Annotated in this window: 16 protein-coding genes and 1 riboswitch; of the genes, 12 read left to right on the top strand and 4 right to left on the bottom strand. The window is 42.6% G+C overall.

The genetic code is table 11. The annotated features are described in order from the left end of the window. Nucleotides 1-6 precede the first annotated feature (6 nt). The 4 genes from uxaC to MusilaSJ_RS03710 are packed head-to-tail and all read left to right on the top strand — an operon-like array spanning nucleotide 7 to nucleotide 4,428. Nucleotides 7-1,407 (top strand): glucuronate isomerase, encoded by a 1,401-nt coding sequence (uxaC, locus tag MusilaSJ_RS03725; RefSeq protein ID WP_274988726.1) that lies wholly within the window; start codon nucleotides 7-9, stop codon nucleotides 1,405-1,407. Next, nucleotides 1,408-2,439: a sugar kinase gene (locus MusilaSJ_RS03720; protein WP_274988725.1), complete on the top strand. Its 1,032-nt coding sequence runs from the start codon at nucleotides 1,408-1,410 to the stop codon at nucleotides 2,437-2,439. It begins immediately after the preceding gene. Beyond that, nucleotides 2,436-3,098 carry a bifunctional 4-hydroxy-2-oxoglutarate aldolase/2-dehydro-3-deoxy-phosphogluconate aldolase gene (locus MusilaSJ_RS03715; protein ID WP_274988724.1) on the top strand — a complete coding sequence of 221 codons (663 nt, stop codon included), beginning with the start codon at nucleotides 2,436-2,438 and terminating at the stop codon, nucleotides 3,096-3,098. Before MusilaSJ_RS03720 ends, MusilaSJ_RS03715 begins: the two co-directional genes overlap by 4 nt. Nucleotides 3,099-3,117: 19 nt before the next feature. Then, the gene (locus MusilaSJ_RS03710) at nucleotides 3,118-4,428 is read left to right on the top strand and encodes an MFS transporter (protein WP_091164847.1); all 1,311 of its coding nucleotides are present in this window, start codon (nucleotides 3,118-3,120) and stop codon (nucleotides 4,426-4,428) included. 72 nt (nucleotides 4,429-4,500) lie between these two features. Here MusilaSJ_RS03710 and MusilaSJ_RS03705 read toward each other — a convergent pair whose 3' ends face one another. The 4 genes from MusilaSJ_RS03705 to MusilaSJ_RS03690 all read right to left on the bottom strand — a co-directional run bounded on the left by MusilaSJ_RS03705 (nucleotide 4,501) and on the right by MusilaSJ_RS03690 (nucleotide 9,939). Then, complete coding sequence (locus MusilaSJ_RS03705) at nucleotides 4,501-5,736, bottom strand: homoserine dehydrogenase (protein ID WP_274988723.1); 1,236 nt, start codon at nucleotides 5,734-5,736, stop codon at nucleotides 4,501-4,503. Further along, nucleotides 5,736-6,791, bottom strand: a complete 1,056-nt coding sequence (locus tag MusilaSJ_RS03700; RefSeq protein ID WP_274988722.1) for a homoserine O-acetyltransferase family protein — start codon at nucleotides 6,789-6,791, stop codon at nucleotides 5,736-5,738. Before MusilaSJ_RS03700 ends, MusilaSJ_RS03705 begins: the two co-directional genes overlap by 1 nt. 151 nt (nucleotides 6,792-6,942) lie before the next feature. Continuing rightward, a complete protein-coding gene (locus MusilaSJ_RS03695; protein WP_274988721.1) occupies nucleotides 6,943-8,262 on the bottom strand; it encodes an O-acetylhomoserine aminocarboxypropyltransferase/cysteine synthase family protein in 1,320 nt (439 codons plus the stop codon). Between the two features lie 243 nt (nucleotides 8,263-8,505). After that, a riboswitch (SAM riboswitch) is annotated at nucleotides 8,506-8,616 on the bottom strand. A 204-nt stretch (nucleotides 8,617-8,820) separates the two neighbouring features. Then, entirely contained in the window at nucleotides 8,821-9,939 is a 1,119-nt protein-coding gene (locus MusilaSJ_RS03690; protein ID WP_274988720.1) for a trans-sulfuration enzyme family protein, read from the bottom strand. A gap of 99 nt (nucleotides 9,940-10,038) precedes the next feature. Between MusilaSJ_RS03690 and MusilaSJ_RS03685 the strand changes: the two genes are divergently transcribed. The 8 genes from MusilaSJ_RS03685 (at nucleotide 10,039) to MusilaSJ_RS03650 (ending at nucleotide 18,363) form a co-directional block, all read left to right on the top strand. Beyond that, nucleotides 10,039-10,557 (top strand): hypothetical protein, encoded by a 519-nt coding sequence (locus MusilaSJ_RS03685; RefSeq protein ID WP_274988719.1) that lies wholly within the window; start codon nucleotides 10,039-10,041, stop codon nucleotides 10,555-10,557. A gap of 93 nt (nucleotides 10,558-10,650) precedes the next feature. Further along, nucleotides 10,651-11,844 (top strand): aminofutalosine synthase MqnE, encoded by a 1,194-nt coding sequence (gene mqnE, locus MusilaSJ_RS03680; protein ID WP_274988718.1) that lies wholly within the window; start codon nucleotides 10,651-10,653, stop codon nucleotides 11,842-11,844. A 167-nt stretch (nucleotides 11,845-12,011) separates the two neighbouring features. Further along, the gene (locus tag MusilaSJ_RS03675) at nucleotides 12,012-12,638 is read left to right on the top strand and encodes a histidine phosphatase family protein (RefSeq protein ID WP_274988717.1); all 627 of its coding nucleotides are present in this window, start codon (nucleotides 12,012-12,014) and stop codon (nucleotides 12,636-12,638) included. Next, complete coding sequence (locus tag MusilaSJ_RS03670) at nucleotides 12,607-13,395, top strand: menaquinone biosynthetic enzyme MqnA/MqnD family protein (protein ID WP_274988716.1); 789 nt, start codon at nucleotides 12,607-12,609, stop codon at nucleotides 13,393-13,395. Before MusilaSJ_RS03675 ends, MusilaSJ_RS03670 begins: the two co-directional genes overlap by 32 nt. A 158-nt stretch (nucleotides 13,396-13,553) precedes the next feature. Continuing rightward, complete coding sequence (locus tag MusilaSJ_RS03665; protein WP_274988715.1) at nucleotides 13,554-14,366, top strand: SDR family oxidoreductase; 813 nt, start codon at nucleotides 13,554-13,556, stop codon at nucleotides 14,364-14,366. Between the two features lie 225 nt (nucleotides 14,367-14,591). Next, a complete protein-coding gene (locus MusilaSJ_RS03660; protein ID WP_090525550.1) occupies nucleotides 14,592-15,068 on the top strand; it encodes a hypothetical protein in 477 nt (158 codons plus the stop codon). A gap of 150 nt (nucleotides 15,069-15,218) precedes the next feature. Next, the gene (locus MusilaSJ_RS03655; protein WP_274988714.1) at nucleotides 15,219-17,426 is read left to right on the top strand and encodes a bifunctional alpha,alpha-trehalose-phosphate synthase (UDP-forming)/trehalose-phosphatase; all 2,208 of its coding nucleotides are present in this window, start codon (nucleotides 15,219-15,221) and stop codon (nucleotides 17,424-17,426) included. An 88-nt stretch (nucleotides 17,427-17,514) separates the two neighbouring features. After that, entirely contained in the window at nucleotides 17,515-18,363 is an 849-nt protein-coding gene (locus MusilaSJ_RS03650; protein ID WP_274988713.1) for an N-acyl homoserine lactonase family protein, read from the top strand. Nucleotides 18,364-18,448 lie beyond the last annotated feature (85 nt).

Below are 18,448 nucleotides of genomic sequence, written 5' to 3'. Positions count from 1 at the left end.
TAACCAATGAAGAATTTTTTAGACCAGGATTTTTTACTTCAAACCAAAACGGCGCAGCGCTTATATCATGAATTCGCCAGCCATCAGCCTATTATTGATTACCATTGCCACCTGCCGCCAGATCAGATAGCCGATGATATCAATTTTCAAAACATTACGCAGATCTGGCTTTATGGCGATCATTACAAATGGCGCGCTATGCGGGCAAATGGTGTTAATGAGGCGTATATCACCGGCACTAAAACCGACGAGGAAAAGTTTATGCAATGGGCCGCTACGGTTCCTTACACCTTGAGAAACCCGCTATACCATTGGACACACCTCGAATTGCAGCGATATTTTGGCATCAATGAGTTGCTTTCACCAGCATCGGCACAAAAAATATATGCCCAGTGCAATGAGCAACTACAATCGCCGGAGTTTAGCATCCGTAATATCCTTAAAAGTAAAAATGTGGAAGTTGTTGGCACTACCGACGATCCGCTGGATAACCTTAGTCATCATCAGAAACTTAAGCAGGATGGATATAGCGTGAAGATCTTGCCGGCCTATCGCCCCGATAAAGCTATGAACGCTGATGACATTGCCGGGCTCAACAAATACATTGATCAGTTGGAAGCGGTGGCAAATGTATCCATATCTAACATTGATGAATACCTTACTGCTTTAAAAGCGAGGCATGATTACTTCGCCGAAAACGGCTGCAAATTATCCGATCACGGACTGGAGCAGATTTATTCCGAAGATTACACTGACGCAGAGATAGCTACCATCTTTACTAAAATAAGGAACAGCGAAGTGTTGTTGCCATTGGAAATCCTGAAATTTAAATCGGCCATGTTGTATTACTTTGCCATTTGGGACCATGAAAAAGGCTGGGTACAACAATTCCACCTTGGTGCATTGCGTAATAACAATGCGCGTGCTTTAACCAATTTAGGTCCTGATACCGGCTGGGATTCTATCGGCGATTTTGCACAGGGTAGGGCGCTATCCAAATTCCTGAACAGGCTGGATACCACTAACCAGTTAGCTAAAACCATTATTTATAACCTTAACCCTGCCGATAATGAGCTGTTTGCTACCATGGTGGGCAATTATAACGATGGTTCGGTAGCCGGTAAAATGCAATTTGGATCAGCCTGGTGGTTTTTGGATCAAAAAGATGGCATGATCAAACAATTAAACGCTTTATCAAACATGGGCCTGCTGAGTCGCTTGGTTGGAATGCTTACCGATTCAAGGAGCTTTATGTCGTTCCCGAGGCATGAGTATTTCCGCAGGTTGCTTTGTAACTTGTTGGGCGAAGATATTGAAAACGGCGAATTACCAAATGATATTGAATGGACCGGCAAGATCGTGAGCGATATTTGCTATTTTAACGCCAAAAACTATTTCAATTTTTAAATGAGCAATATCGAAAATACAAAGGGAAGCATTCTGTCATTTGGCGAACTGTTATTACGAATGTGCCCCGATGGTGAAGGGCAATGGTTAAAAAGTAACAAGCTGCCATTTTTTATGGGTGGTGCCGAGCTTAATGTAGCCAATGCTTTAGCCCTTTGGGAACAGCCAATAAAATACTTTACCGCTTTGCCTGATAATGCCTTATCCGAACAGATTATCAGCTACCTGGAAAGCAAAAACATCGATACATCAGCAATACATCATAGTGGTAACAGAATAGGGCTTTATTACCTTACCCGCGGTAAAGATGTAAAGAACAATGCCATTGTATATGACCGTGCCGGTTCGGCCTTTGCCGATCTCAACCCGGGCATGGTTAACTGGGATGCTGTTCTGGAAGGGGTGAGCTGGTTTCATTTCAGCGCAATATGCCCGGCGTTAAGCCAGCAGGCTGCCAATGTTTGCGAAGAGGTTTTACAGGCGGCAAGCAGGAAACATATCACCATCTCTGTCGATCTTAATTATCGCCCCAAGTTATGGCAGTACGGTAAAAAGCCAACGGAGATTATGCCAAAGCTGGTGCAATATGCCGATATCATTATGGGCAATGTTTGGGCCGAAGAAACCATGCTTGGTATTCCTGTTACACCTGATATCCACGAATCGGGTCAACAAAGCATTTATCTCAAAGAAGGGCTCTACTCGTCCGAAAGGATTATGGAGGCTTATCCGCGTTGCCGGGCAGTTGCTAATACCTTCCGTTTTGATGCCGGGAAAGGTGTTGAATATTATACTTCGCTTTATACAGGTAACCGCTTTTATCATTCGCCAACCTATACTACCGAAACTGTGGTTGATAAAGTAGGCAGCGGCGATTGCTTTATGGCAGGGCTTATCTACGGCTTTTTTAACAAGCAGGATCCGCAGCAATTGCTGGACTTTGCAACGGCAGCCGCATTCGAAAAGCTCTTTATTGAAGGCGATGCCACCACCAAAACAGTTGATGAAATTTATAACGCAATGAAACAATGAGTAAAAAAGATATAGTACTTGACGCGATATTAAAGCAGGGTACATTACCGCTGTTCTTTTACAAAGATCCGGAGGTGAGCCTGCAAATAACCCGCACGCTTTATAAAGCTGGCATTAGGGTATTTGAATATACCAACCGCGGCGCCGCCGCCCTGGAAAATTTCAAGGTTTTAAAACAAGCATTGGCCAGCGGCGAAATGCCTGGTTTGGAATTAGGCATCGGCACCATCAAAAGCCTTCAGGAAGCTGAAGCTTTTATTGAAGCCGGAGCTGATTTTATCGTGTCGCCAATTGTTAACCCGGAGGTTGGAAAACTGGCAGCGCAGCACAACCTGTTATGGATTCCGGGCTGTATGACGCCGACCGAAATCTACACTGCTCAACAAAACGAGGCTGCGCTGATAAAAATATTCCCGGCCAATATATTGGGGCCGGAGTTTGTATCTTCGATCAAGGATTTGTTTGCCGGTCAGTTGTTCATACCAACAGGTGGGGTTGATTTGAACCATGACAGCATCAATACCTGGTTTAAAGCCGGGGTATGTGCCGTGGGCATGGGCAGTAAGCTCATCAGCAAAAACGTACTGGAAAACCAGGAGTACGATAAGCTGTATAACGATACCCTGAAGCTGCTGGAAATAGTACAAACCATTAAATAGCCTGTAAACCTAAATTATAATGAGAGAAGAAAAAGTTGGAAACTACCGCTGGGTTATCTGTTCATTGGTATTTTTCGCAACAACCGTTAATTACCTTGACCGGGCAGTAATCAGTTTGCTTAAATCAGACCTTACCAAGGAGTTTAAATGGAATGATGGTGATTATGCCAATATTGAGATAGCATTCAAAATAGCTTATTCAATAGGTTTGCTGGCTGCCGGACGGATCATCGATAAGATAGGCACCAAACTCGGCTATTTCCTTTCAACACTGCTGTGGAGTATTTCGGCTGTGTGCCACGCTTTTGTTGGCGGCACTTTTGGTTTCGGCGTAGTGCGCTCTGCATTGGGCCTTAGTGAAGCGGGAAATTTTCCTGCAGCTATTAAAACCGTGGCCGAGTGGTTTCCTAAAAAGGAACGTGCATTTGCTACGGGGATCTTTAACTCGGGTGCAAATATAGGTGCTATTGTTGCTCCTTTAACAGTGCCCTTTATAGCGGCGGCCTGGGGATGGCGATGGGCCTTTATTATTACAGGTTCCATTGGTTTTATATGGCTGGTGCTTTGGCAGGTTATTTATCGCGCACCTTCAAAGCATAGCAAGGTATCAAAAGCCGAACTTGATTACATCAACAGTGATCATGACAGTCAAACTGAAGCCTTACAGCCAGTTGAGCAAAAGAAAATATCATGGGGCAAGCTGCTTTCGTTTAAGCAAACCTGGGCCTTTGTTATAGGTAAATTCCTTACCGACCCGATATGGTGGTTTTACCTGTTCTGGCTCCCCGATTTTTTAGAAAGCCAGTATCATTTAAAAGGCACAGAAATAGCCATTCCTGTTGCGTTGGTTTATACCATGTCTACCTTTGGCAGCGTTGGCGGCGGATGGTTACCTATGAACCTTATTAAAAAGGACTGGCCGGTATTTAAAGCCCGTAAAACATCCATGTTTATTTATGCACTGGCAGTAATACCCATCATATTTGCCCAAATTTTGGGTGGTGTTAATATGTGGCTTGCGGTTATAGTAATTGGTATAGCAGCATCGGCGCACCAGGCATGGAGCGCTAATATATTCACCACAGTTTCGGATATGTTCCCAAAACGCACTATTGGCTCGGTAACAGGTTTAGGTGGTATGTTCGGTTCCATTGGCGGGGTATTCCTGTCGCTTGCCGTGCAAAAAAACCTGTTTGTATACTATCGGTCAATCGGTAAGATTGAGATAGCTTATTACATTATGTTTTTTGTTTGCGGAAGCGCTTACATTTTGGCCTGGCTCATTATGCATTTCCTGGTGCCTAAAATGAAACCAATTGAATTGGACTAAGCATATGAATTGTTATGAAGAAAGCCGGGTCATTTTGCCTTTTGTGTTTTATAAATAACTGCCGCGGGTTTATTAAAACACTTCGGCCGCTTGTTTAGTTACCGATGCTAAGCTGACCCCCGTAAGCTGATCGGCAAAGGCTACGAAAGCCTTACTCTCAGATATACGAAGTTGATTAGCGATCAGATTTTGCAAATTGATTTTTCCTATAACAAATTTATAATTACCTGAATAGTAACGCTCATTGATGTGTTCAAAATTCAGCGCTTCAACCAGTTCCTCATCGTCATAACGCAGGTAAATGGTTAATTCAATGTTATTGGTAAAATTAAGGTCTGTTTTCTCTTTAGCTTTTTTGTATTCGTATTGATAGTTATAACGCAAAGCTGCTATATCAGATAATACTGCCGAACCGGTAGGATGACCGCCCGCGCCTTTCCCGAAAAAGAATTGCTGATCGGCAAAGGCGGCCTGTACGGTTACGCCATTATATTCGTACTCAACGTTGTATAAAAACTCTTTGTCGTTTACAAACTTAGGTAATACAAAGAGAGCAACGTTGCGGTCGTCAAGTTCTTTGGCTACAGGTACCAGTTTAATTTTGAGGTTCTTTTCGCGGGCATATTGCAAATCTGCAGCTGCAAGGTTCTGAATGCCCAGGTTAAATACTTGATCGGGCTGTACAACTACGCCATAAGCGTGTGCAGCGGCAATAACCAGTTTATATTTGGCGTCAAAACCTCCAACATCACTTGTTGGGTCGGTTTCGGCAAAACCCAGGTCCTGGGCTTGTTTCAATGCGCTATCATAATCGAGCCCTTCAATAAAGCCTTTTGAAAGGATATAGTTTGATGAACCGTTGAAAATACCGCTTATCGAATGCAGTAATTCGTTATCATAATACTCTTCCAAATTGCGGATAATAGGGATACTACCGCAAACCGCACCTTCATATAATAATGAAGTACCATACTGGTGCTGAATTTCGATCAGTTCATCCAAATGAAGGGCAATCATTTTTTTACTGGCAGATACTACGTTTTTGCCAGATTTTAATGCTCTTGAAACAATTTCAAAAGCAGCTTCAGTATCATTGATCAATTCAACAATGGTATTGATCTCGGGATTGTTAAGCAGCTCTTCTTTATCGGTAGTAAATAAATGTGCCGGTAAAGAACGTTTTTTATTAGGATCCTTAATAGCAAATTTTACTATCTCGATATTTAAATGCTTTGTTTTGATGATATCATATAATCCCTGGCCAACAACTCCAAATCCGAAGAGGCCGATATTTAACTTTTTACTCATTACGCTGTACGTTGCAGTTCTATAATTTTTCCTTTCACATCAGTTTTAAAAAACGATGTAAATATGTTTGTTAATGCTTCTGTTTCAATTAAAAATCCATCGTGCCCATAAAACGAATCCAGTTCGGCAAAGGCAGCTTTAGGGATATGCCTGAATAGGTATTGCTGCTCTTCAATAGGGAACAAAACATCCGATGAGATGCCGATAACTAATGTTTTTGCCTTGATGAGGCTCAACGCTTTATCTACACCGTGACGGCCGCGGCCCACATTGTGTGAGTCCATCACTTTGGTTAGGTACCAATAACTATAAGCGTTAAAGCGGTTCACCAGCTTCTGTCCCTGGTAGTTTTGATACGACGAAGAACGGAAATTGTCCTGCACATCGTCAGCTTCTTCCTGCTGGGTAATGCCGTAAGTTTTATAAGTACGATAACTTAAAAGCGCAATACTGCGTGCGGCTTTTAAGCCTTTCTGACCGCCTTCGGGCGTATTACTGTAAAAAGTACGATCGGCTGTGATAGCTAAACGCTGCGATTCGTTAAAAGCGATACCCCATGGCGAGTGTTTAGCATTGGTTGCTATCAGGATAAGGTTTTTAATCCGTTCTGGTTCAATAATACCCCATTCCATAGCCTGCTGGCCGCCTAATGAACCACCAATTAATACGCTGATATTATTAATGTTTAAATGCTGGGCAAGCAACTGGTGTGCTTTAACCATATCCCTTGTAGTAAACTGGGGGTATGAAAGATAATAAGGCTGGCCGGTAACCGGGTTAATGCTCAACGGACTTGTTGTTCCATAAGGCGAACCCAAAATATTGGCGCAAACTATAAAATGCTCTTCCGGATTAAAAAAATAACCCTCACCAATAAGCCCTTTCCACCAGTCAAATACATCGCTATTGGCGGTAAGCGCATGGCAAACCCAAACAACGTTATTTTTTTCCTTATTTAACCGGCCATAAGTATGAAAACCTATTTCTAAACCTTCAATTGTGCGGCCCGATTCAAATTCAAAAGTGTCAGTGTATTTAAATATCTCTGCGTTCATTCTGTTATTTGTCACATTGTGTTAAGTCGAAAGTCTTTAGTACAAAGTCTTAAGTCGAAGCTTCAATTTTTCGGCTTAAGACTAAATACTTAGAACTTAAGACTTAACTACAAGTAACGTTTACTATATCACTTAAAAAAACTATACATTGTTAAACTAACTCACCCTCACCTTGCTTAATTTTTGCAAAAGCCTGTTCAAAATCGGCTTTAATATCATCAATATGTTCAATACCAACAGCCACGCGCAATGAAGCAGGCGTAACACCGGCAGCTAATTGCTCTTCATCAGATAATTGCTGATGCGTGGTTGCCGATGGCTGGATGATGAGTGTTTTTGCGTCCCCAACATTGGCTAAATGGCTCACCAGTTTAAGGTTATTGATCAAGCGGCTGGCCTGTTCTTTGCTCCCCTTAATTTCGAACGATAGTACGCCCCCAAAGCCGTTTTTTAAATACTTTTTAGCTAAGTCATGATATGGCGATGATTCCAATCCCGGGTAATTTACGCTTGCCACCTGAGGGTGCTGCTCCAACCATTTAGCCAGTTGCAGGGCATTATCAACATGACGTTGTACGCGTAACGAAAGTGTTTCCAGTCCCTGAATGTTCAGCCATGAATTAAATGGCGCCTGCGACGGACCGAAATCTCTCAAGCCTTCCACACGGGCACGGATAATAAACTGGATATTGCCAAACGGGCCCCCAATGCCGAATACATCGTTAAATATCAGTCCGTGGTAACCTTCGCTTGGTTCGGTAAATTGCGGGAATTTGCCGTTACCCCAATTGTAATTGCCTGCATCGATAATAACACCGCCAATACTGGTACCGTGCCCGCCAATCCATTTGGTTGTTGACTCCACAACCACGTTAGCGCCATGTTCAATAGGACGGAAGAGGTAACCACCGGCACCAAAAGTATTATCAACAATTAATGGCAGGTCATGCCTTTTGGCAACTTCGCTCACCTTCTCAAAATCGGCAATGGTAAAGCCCGGGTTACCGATTGTTTCCAGGAAAATCGCCTTTGTTTTATCATCAATAAGCGCCTCGATATTGGCCGCAGTATCGTCTTTGGCAAAACGTACCTCAACGCCCAGGCGTTTAAATGCTACTTTAAACTGGTTATAAGTACCACCATACAGGAAAGGAGAAGTAACAAAGTTGTCGCCAACCTGTAAAATATTATTCAGGGCAAGGAATTGGGATGCCTGACCCGACGCTGTTGCCAGCGCAGCCACACCGCCCTCTAAGGCTGCAATGCGTTTTTCAAACACATCGGTAGTGGGATTCATGATGCGGGTATAGATATTACCAAACTCTTTTAGCGCAAACAGGTTGGCGCCATGTTCGGCACTGTTAAATACATATGAAGTGGTTTGATAAATGGGCACAGCGCGTGAACCTGTTGTTGGATCAACTTCCTGGCCGGCATGTAATTGTAAGGTTTCGAATTTTAAGGCAGACATAGTTGTAATTTTTTAATGTGTTTAATTTAGATTTTGAATGTTAAGATGAATTTGGAAAGCCGGTTTAAAAGCAACCGGTTTAACAACACGCTTTTCAGAGAATGAAAACAGGGGCGTGCTAAGCATCAACAGCAGCAACACATACAAATATAGCCAATAGGGGAGCTAATATGTTGTACGTTACCGTTTAAGGTGTAAAAAGTGTTGCGTTGGGTAAATTTAATTAAACTTTTCATGGTTATAAATTTATATTCCCCGGTGTTATTTGCCGGGACAGGAATTGGCACCTTCTTCAATATTGAAGGGTTGCCAGCGGGTCATTGAGCCTGATCTCTCGCCGCTTCTTTATAAATCAACACCCGAACTATGTGCGGAGGATTGATCGACGTTGGTATCACTACCAAATAATGTTGCGAATATAAGGGGTTGTGAGGTAATATACCAAATTTTATTTTAGAAATGAGGTTAAAGGTCAAAGGCGAAAGGTTAAAGGTTTTGTTGGAAGTATTTTTTATCTACCCAAATTGCAGCTACCTTTCGCCTTTAACCTTTCTCCTTTTACCTCAACAAAGCTTGCTCCATATCGGCTATCAAATCATCAATATGTTCCAACCCAACCGAAACCCTTAGCAGGTTTCGTGGTGTTTTGGTATCCGGCCCTTCAACAGTAGCGCGGTGTTCAATCAGGCTTTCAACACCACCAAGACTCGTAGCTTTGATAAATAGTTTCAGTTTGTTAATGATGTTATGCGTGTCGTTCTCATCGCCTTTAATAGTAAAGGATAACATGCCACCAAAAGCCAGCATCTGATCTTTAGCTATCTCATGCTGCGGGTGCGCGGGCAAACCGGGGTACATTACCTGTTCAACATTGGGATGCTGTTCAAGGTATTCGGCTAATAACAGTGCGTTTTGCACGTGGCCTTTTACACGATATGGTAAAGTTTTAATACTGCGCACTAAATAATAACAATCCATCGGAGAGGGGATAGCGCCACCCATTTCCTGCACCTGGCGGATTTTTGTCCACCAATCGTTCTGCTCTGCAGTAATCAAAACGCCGCCCATCAGATCGCTATGCCCGCCAAAATATTTGGTGGCTGAGTGCATAACCATATCCGCGCCCAAGTCAAGTGGCCGCTGGCATATAGGGGTGGCAAATGTATTATCGCACAAAACTTTAATACCTTTTGCTTTGGCTATTGTCACAACCTTTTTTATATCTGTGATTTTTAAAAGTGGGTTCGATGGTGTTTCAATCCAGATCAAACCTGTTTCAGGCTTGATATGCTGTTGCAAAAGCTCGGTGTCGTTTACATCGATAAAATCAAAGGTAAGGATGCCGGCAAAAAGGGTTTTAAGCTGGTTGCGCAGGCCGTGATACATATCATCAGGAGCGATAATATGAGTGCCCGGATCAAGCGATTGAAAAACCGACATTCCAGCTGCGTTGCCTGATGAAAAGGAAGCCGCTTCAACACCACCCTCTAACTTAGCAAGCACATGCTCCAGCGCATGACGATTGGGGTTCGATGAACGGCTGTAGATATAACCTGCCGGAAAACCGCCATCCTCACCACGCTCAAACGTGGTTGACATAATAATGGGTTGTATAACGGCCCTTGTTGCTTCATCAACATGGTTGCCGGCATGTATGGCTATAGTTTCAGTCTTCATGGTATTGTATTATGATATCGCCCAAAATAAACAAGAATATTTGTTATTAGCTGTAGCGTTTTTATATTTTTTGCCGAATAGGTTTAAAAACCAAACCGCATGAAAAAGTGCCTTATCTTCCTGTTTGTTATTATTGGGCTATCTGCCTGTAAAAAAGATGCCAATGATACCGCTTATGACAAAAGCTATAAAGCATGGCAAAACTTTAAGGCCGAAAGCAAAAATTCATATACTTATACCGTTAACGCCGGTTCCGTTTTCGGCTATGGCTCCGAAACTACGATCACTGTTCAAAATGGTGTTGTGGTAGCAAGGGATTTTTTATCATATGTTTTAGAGTATAAAACTGCTAATATGCCCCCTGTTAAAACTATCAGGGAACAATGGCATGAGGACAAAACTTCGTTAAGCCAGCACAGTTCAGGTGCAGCATCAATAACCCTCGACCAGGTTTACCAGAAAGCAAAGAACGAATGGCTATCTGCAGATAAGAAAAAGAATACCATTTATTTTGAAACCGACAACAACGGCATGATCTCAAACGCCAGTTATGTGCCCAATGGCTGCCAGGATGATTGCTCAACAGGGATTTCCATAAGCGAGATCAAAGCACTGTAACTTTATTGTAATTTACTGTGAAATTTGGCCGATATGTGTCGTAACGTATATTACTTTTAAGCTTTTTAGTACCTTTGGTCAAATTTTTAATTGATGCATAATTCAGATAATTTACAGTTTTTACTTAACGATCCGAATTTATCTGCTGATTTAAAGCATATTGCTCAAAAAGTTCTTGACAAACAACGCATCACTTTTGATGAAGGCGTTTTGCTTTACGAGCAGGGCGAACTTGGATATCTTGGCACTTTAGCTAATTACATCCGCGAGGAACGCCATGGCGATAAAACTTATTTCAACCGTAATTTTCATATTGAGCCTACCAATCTTTGCGTTTACGACTGCAAATTTTGTTCATACTCGCGTCTGTTGAAGCAAAAGGCGGAAGGGTGGGAGTACACCATGGATGAAATGTTCAACATGGTTACCAAGTATGATGGCGAACCGGTTACTGAGGTTCACATTGTAGGTGGTGTGCTGCCGCAATATGATGTGCCTTTTTACCAGGAACTTTTTGCCCGCATCCGCGCCCATCGCCCGGAACTTCATATCAAGGCATTAACCCCGGTTGAATATCACTACATCTTTAAAAAAGCCAAAATTGATTACGCCACAGGCATGCGCCTGATGCAGGAAGCAGGTCTGGATTCCATCCCCGGAGGTGGTGCCGAAATTTTTGATCCCGAAATAAGAGATCAGATCTCGAAAGATAAATGTACTGCCGATCAGTGGCTGGCTATTCATGAAGAATGGCACAAGCTTGGCGGCCGTTCGAATGCAACCATGCTTTACGGGCACATTGAGCAATATAAACACCGTGTCGACCATATGGAGCGTTTACGCCAGTTGCAGGATAAAACAGGCGGATTCCAAACATTCATTCCGCTTAAGTTCCGCAACAAGGATAACCAGATGTCGCACGTGCCCGAGGTTTCAGTGATTGAAGACTTGCGAAACTATGCCGTAGCCCGTATCTACCTGGATAACTTTGATCATATTAAAGCCTACTGGGCTATGATCAGCCGTACAACTGCACAGCTTTCGCTTAACTTTGGTGTGGATGATATTGATGGAACGTTGGATGATACCACAAAAATCTACTCAATGGCCGGCGCCGAAGAGCAGCATCCCGGCATGAGCACCAAACAAGTGGTAGAGCTAATCAAACACGTAGGTCGCCAGCCTATTGAACGTGATACGTTATATAATATAGTAACGGATTATACCAATTTTGTATTTGGCGATGAACCGAAACCGCAGTATTACAAATTACCGGTTATTAATTAGCCAAAAGCCGAAGGCTGAAAGCTAAAAGCAAAAAAATCGCAACAAAAAGCTTTATGTCTTGCACCTTCTATTTTAAGCTAAAAAAGAAGGCTCAAGCTCAAAGCAAAAAATCACAACAAGCAAGAAAGCTTTAAGCCTTACGCTTTCAACTTTCAGCTTAAAGAAAAATGATACAAAAGACCTTATATATAGTACGCCACGGCCAAACTGAGTATAACAAACTTGGTATTATACAGGGCCGCGGTGTGGATACCGATTTAAATGACGAAGGTCGTAAACAGGCCTGTCAGTTTTTTGAGGCTTATAAAACCGTTCCGTTTGATAAAATTTACATATCGGCGTTAAAACGTACCCAACAAAGCATTCAGCCTTTTATTGATCTTGGGATTCCTTATGAAAAGCTTCCGGGGCTGGATGAGCTGGCCTGGGGCATTCACGAAGGCCAGTCGCCAACTACTGATAATAAGGCTGCTTTTTTGCAGATTATGCGTGATTGGCTGGATGGTAAGCTCGACAGTAAATTTGAAGGGGGCGAAAGTCCGCTTGAGGTTGAAGTACGCCAGCGCGAAGCCATGGAGGTGATCATGAGCCACCCCGAAGAAAAAACGGTGCTTATTTGTATGCATGGCCGTGCTTTGCGCCTTTTGCTTTGTATCCTTACCGGTAAGCCCTTATCCGAAATGGATACCTTTCCGCACCAAAACCTGGTATTATACAAGGTAACGTACAATGGCGAAAGATTCGAAATCATCGACTTTAACAATGCCGAACATCTCAAACATTCCGAAGAATAGAAATAGCGAATTTGTGAACAAGATCAGAATATCAGCAGTAAGCTACACTAATACCAAACCCTTTTTATACGGCATTCAACATACCGACATTATTAATAAAATCGACCTGAGCCTTGATATCCCGGCAGATTGTGCCCAAAAACTTATCGACGACGTGGTTGATATCGGTCTGATCCCGGTTGCTGCGGCACTGAGTTTGCCGCAATGGGAAATTGTTTCTGATTACTGCATTGGTGCCGTAGGCGCGGTAAACTCCGTTTTTATTTTTAGCAATTGTGATATTAAGGATGTAACCACTATCCAGCTTGATCCCCAGTCGCGTTCATCAAATAATCTTGCCCGTGTGCTGCTTAAAAACCACTGGCAGGTAAATCCGGAGCAAGTTATTAATGCGCCGGATTATGCCCGGTCTGCAGATGAACAAACCGCCTTTGTACAAATAGGCGACCGCACCTTCGGCAAAAAGCAGCAATACAAATACGTTTACGATCTTGCCGAAGAATGGCAAAAAATGACAGGCCTGCCATTCACTTTTGCAGCCTGGATAGCAAATAAGCCTATCCCACAGGAATTTATGGATGAATTTAACGCATCGTTAAAGTATGGCCTTGAACATCGGGAAGAGCTTTTCAAAGAATTAACCATGCGCGATGATTTCGACCTGATTGACTACCTGATGGTTAAAATAGATTATGATTTAACAGCGGATAAAAAGAAAGCGTTGTATCTGTTTCATGATTATATAAAAGCGTTGTAATCTCTGAACCCGGATTTGGGTGGATTTTTAGGATTACCGGATTATAATTGTTTTAAATATGTAATCCGGGAATCCTTTAATCTTATAAATCCAGGTTCAGATAAAAACAATTCCCCTCTCAATTCAATTGCTTATCTTAAACACAAAAACGTTTATCTATGAGCAATACTCCCCAACTACTAAAAGGACAAGCTGCCCTCGTAACCGGCGCCGATAGCGGCATTGGTAAAGGTGTTGCCTTGGCAATGGCCGCGGCCGGCGCCAAACTCCTCATTAACTACGCACACAATAAAGCTGCTGCCGACGATGTCGTAAGCCAGATCAAGGCCACCGGCGGCGAGGCATTTGCATTTCAGGCCGATGTAAGCCATGAGGAAGAGGTGAAAGCCATGTTTGCCGAAATCTTTAAGCAATATGGCACTATTGACATTTTGGTAAATAATGCAGGCCTGCAAAAAGATGCCAGATTTGTTGATATGACGCTCGACGACTGGAATAAAGTGATCAGCATTAACTTAACCGGTCAGTTTCTTTGTGCCCGGGAGGCTGCCAGGGAGTTTATAAAACGCGGTGTTGTTGACGGAGGAAGCAAAGCTGCGGGCAAAATTATCTGTATGAGCAGCGTACACGAAGTAATTCCCTGGGCGGGCCACGTAAACTATGCGGCCAGCAAAGGCGGTATTATGATGTTTATGAAAAGTATAGCACAAGAGCTCGCCCCGCATAAGATCAGGGTGAATGGGATAGGGCCAGGCGCTATACAAACACCTATTAATAAGGAAGCCTGGAAAACCCCGGAAGCGCTGGATAAATTATTGACGCTCATCCCTTACAACCGGATTGGCCAGCCGGATGACATCGGAAAACTGGCAGTTTGGCTGGCTTCAGACGAGTCAGATTACATTACCGGGGTTACAATTTTTGCCGATGGGGGCATGACTTTGTACCCGGGCTTTGCAGATAATGGCTAAATGACAATTCAATGACAGCATAAATCGGTTTAGCAAAGAAAAAACGCCATTAATTGGCGTTTTTTCTTTTAGATATTGTAAAATATACACTAAGGTTATTGATAAAATTTAAATTTTGTGCCTATAAAAGGCTATGATTATTAAATATTCATAAAAGTTCAAGAAAATTTTAAATATTGATAAGTACACTGTATTTTTGTTGCAGGATTTAAAATTTAAACGAACATGAAAAAGATATTTTTAACAATAGCAACTGCAGCCTTATTTACCGTTAACGCTTTCGCTGATGGTGGCAAAAAATCAGATGGTGGTACCAACGTTTCTTACGTAGCATTACACGGCTTTACTGCTGACTTCGCTGAAGCTACCAACGTTAACTGGACTGTAACCAAAAACGTTCAAAAAGCTACTTTCACTGTTGATGGCGTTCAAAAAACTGCTTTCTACAACCTGCAAGGCGAGTTTTTAGGTACAACTCAACGTGTTGACAACAAAGCTATCCCTGCAAAAGCCCTTAAACAAATCAACAGCGATTACAAAGGTTACGAAGTAGGCGAAGTTATCGTTTACCAGGCTAACACTTCAATCAATGACGCTATCGAGCCAACTTCATATTTTGTTGACTTGAAAAACGACAAACATGAAGTTTTGGTAAGGATTACTCAACAAGCTAACATCGAGTTTTTCCAACAAGTAAAATAACTCCGAAAAATTATAACAATGGAAAGCCGTCCCGAATATCAGGACGGCTTTTTTTATGATTATAAATCACACTTTTATGTCATAAAGCCTCTTTTCATAAAACAAAAAAGGTGTTTTCGTCTTTTAAATATTAATTAATATTTACTTCATATGTCGAAAACAATAATTGTATCAAACCGTTTGCCTGTTAAAATTTCCAAAACTGATGGTGCATACCATTCATCACCAAGCGAGGGAGGATTAGCTACCGGTTTAGGTTCAATATATAAACAGGGCGATAACGTATGGATAGGCTGGCCCGGAATAGAAGTTGCAGAGCAGGAAGATAAAGACCAGGTTACAAAAGAATTAAAAGAGTTAAGCCTGATCCCTGTTTTTTTAGATCAGGAAGAGATCAACCAATACTACGAAGGTTTCAGCAACGAGGTTTTATGGCCCGTTTTTCATTACTACGCTTCAACTTATGCTGCATACAAACAATCAAACTGGGATTACTATAAAGCGGTAAATAAAAAGTTCAGGGATATGATCCTGAGCATCGCCGGGCCCGGCGATGTGATCTGGATCCACGATTACCAGTTGCTATTATTACCCGCCCTGGTTAGGCAGGAGTTGCCGGATGTTTCTATTGGCTTTTTCCTCCATATTCCTTTCCCGTCAAATGAAATGTTCAGGTTAATCCCGTGGCGTTCGGAACTGTTGGATGGAATGCTTGGCGCCGATCTGATCGGTTTACATACATTTGATGATGTGCGCCACTTTTTAGGTGCGGCTACACGGCTGCTGCCGGTAACATCCAGTGCCAATATCATCAGCAATGGCGAGCGCTCGGTTGTTATCGAGTCGTTCCCGATGGGTATCGATGAAAAAAGGTATTCATCATTACCGCTGCAGGACGATGTGAAACAGCAGATTGAGCTTATTAAAGAGAATTTCCAGAACAAAAAGCTAATCCTTTCTATAGACAGGCTTGATTACAGCAAGGGGATCCTGCAAAGGCTGGAAGCTTTTGAGCTGCTGCTTGAACAATGCCCGGAATGTATTGAGCACATTACGCTTTACATGATCGTGGTTCCATCCCGGGATACGGTACCGCAATACGCTCACCTTCGGGATGAAATAGATAAAAAAGTAGGGAAGATCAATGCCTTGTATCGCACTATGGACTGGAGCCCGGTGCACTATTACTATCGCTCATTCCCCATCGAAACCCTGTCGGCACTCTACTACTCGGCCGATGTTTGTTTGGTTACTCCCATGCGCGACGGCATGAACCTGGTAAGTAAAGAGTATGTCGCCAGTCGGATAAATAATGACGGTGTGTTGATTATGAGTGAAATGGCAGGATCATCTAAAGAACTTATAGACGCTATAATTGTTAACCCTAATAATACCGGGGAAGTTTGCCGGGCCATTTTACAGGCTATCAATATGCCGCTTGAAGAACAGCGCCGGCGCATGATCCCGATGCGGCAGCTTGTAGCAAAGTTCAATACATCGCATTGGGTTAAAATTTTTATGGACAGGCTGAAAGAAGTAAAACTCATGCAGCGCTCCATGCAGGCCAGGCATGTAAGCAACACTACCGAACAAAGCATTATTAACCGTTATATCAAAACTAAAAAGCGGATTATATTTTTGGATTATGACGGCACACTGGTGAATTTCAAATCAAATATCGATCAGGCCACTCCCGATAAGGAGTTGTACAATGTCATCAATAAACTCGCGGAAGATCCTGCAAATCAATTGGTTTTAATTAGCGGGCGAAAGCATGAAAACCTCGATGATTGGTTTAAGGAGAACGACATCTATCTTATTGCCGAACATGGTTCATGGTTTAAGCAACCCGGCACTTTATGGCATAAAATAAGTGGGCTAACCGACCAATGGAAACATGATATTTATCCGATATTGGAAACCTATGTCGACCGTACACCGGGCTCGTTCATTGAAGAGAAAACATACTCGCTGGTTTGGCATTACCGCAAAGCCCAGGCCGGCCTGGGCGAGCTGAGGGCCAACGAGTTGATGAACAATCTTAAATATCTTGCAAGCGATAAAGGGTTACAGCTACTGGCAGGGGATAAGGTGCTGGAAGTGAAGAATATGGATATTAATAAGGGTAAAGCCGCTTTAACACTTACCGAAGGCCGTGATTATGATTTCATTATAGCTTTCGGCGATGATTATACCGACGAAGATATCTTTAAAGCCCTGCCCGAAAGTGCTATTACCATTAAAGTTGGCAGTAATCTTTCGGCAGCTAAATTTTACCTGCGAAACCCATCGGAGGTTAGGAAATTACTTACCAGTTTTGCTAAGTATACGCCGGTTGAGGAACCGGCAGACAAGTAGGGTTGAATAGTTTAGTTTAAAAATTATTTATGCCTGCGGTTTAGCCGCGGGCATTTTTTATATTCGGTTCGCGATAATGTAACCTTTTATGAAAAAAATCAGCCTGCTTGTTTTTGCATTAATGCTTAGTTGCCATATCATTTATGCGCAAACCCCGGTCTATAAAATTTATGCCGTAAAATTCGCCGAATCGGGATATCCATTTAAAGTGGGCGATTGGGCGTTGAATGGTCCCAAAAATGAGCCTGTTAAAATTGATTTTATGGCATGGCTTATCAAAGGTAGCAACGGCAAAAATATTTTGGTTGATGCCGGCTTTTTGCACGATATTGAAGATGCTAAAGAATTTAAACTTAAAACCTATCAACGCCCTGACTCGGCGCTTTTAAAGCTTGGTGTAAAGCCCCAGGATATAACCGATATTATTTTAAGCCACCCCCATTGGGATCATATAGATGGTTTAAGCCTTTTCCCGAAAGCTAAGGTTTGGATGCAAAAGCTGGATTATGAGTTTTTTACAGGCGCAGCATGGCAAAAAGCGGGAGAGGCAGGTGGTTATGCCAGGCGTGATGTTATTAACATGGTAAATTTAAACTTGGCAGGCAGGCTCAAGCTGATAGACGGCGACGATAAAGAGGTCATTAAAGGTATAAAAGTTTATACCGGTTCAAAGCATACCTACAATTCGCAATATGTGCTGGTACAAACCGGGAAAAACAGGGTGGTAATAGCATCTGATAATATCTGGATCTATTACAGCCTTGAACATTTAGTACCACCTTCGCAAGGTGGCACGCTTGATCCGCCAGGCTATGTTAAGGCAATGAAACGGATGAAAACACTTGCAAGCGACGTTAAATTTATCATTCCCGGGCATGATGGCAGGCAGCTTGAGATCTTTCCAAAGGTAGCGGATGGAGTAGTGGAGATCAGGTAATTATTTAGGTGAATAGCGAATTACTTAATCCAGACTTACGAAGTTTTAGAAACTTCGTAAGTCTTATCTGCCAACAATTTATGCA

The sequence above is a fragment of the Mucilaginibacter sp. SJ genome (genome assembly GCF_028993635.1).
Lineage (GTDB): Bacteria > Bacteroidota > Bacteroidia > Sphingobacteriales > Sphingobacteriaceae > Mucilaginibacter.
Note: the sequence above shows the minus strand (reverse complement) of the source record. Positions and strands in the feature narration are given on the sequence as shown.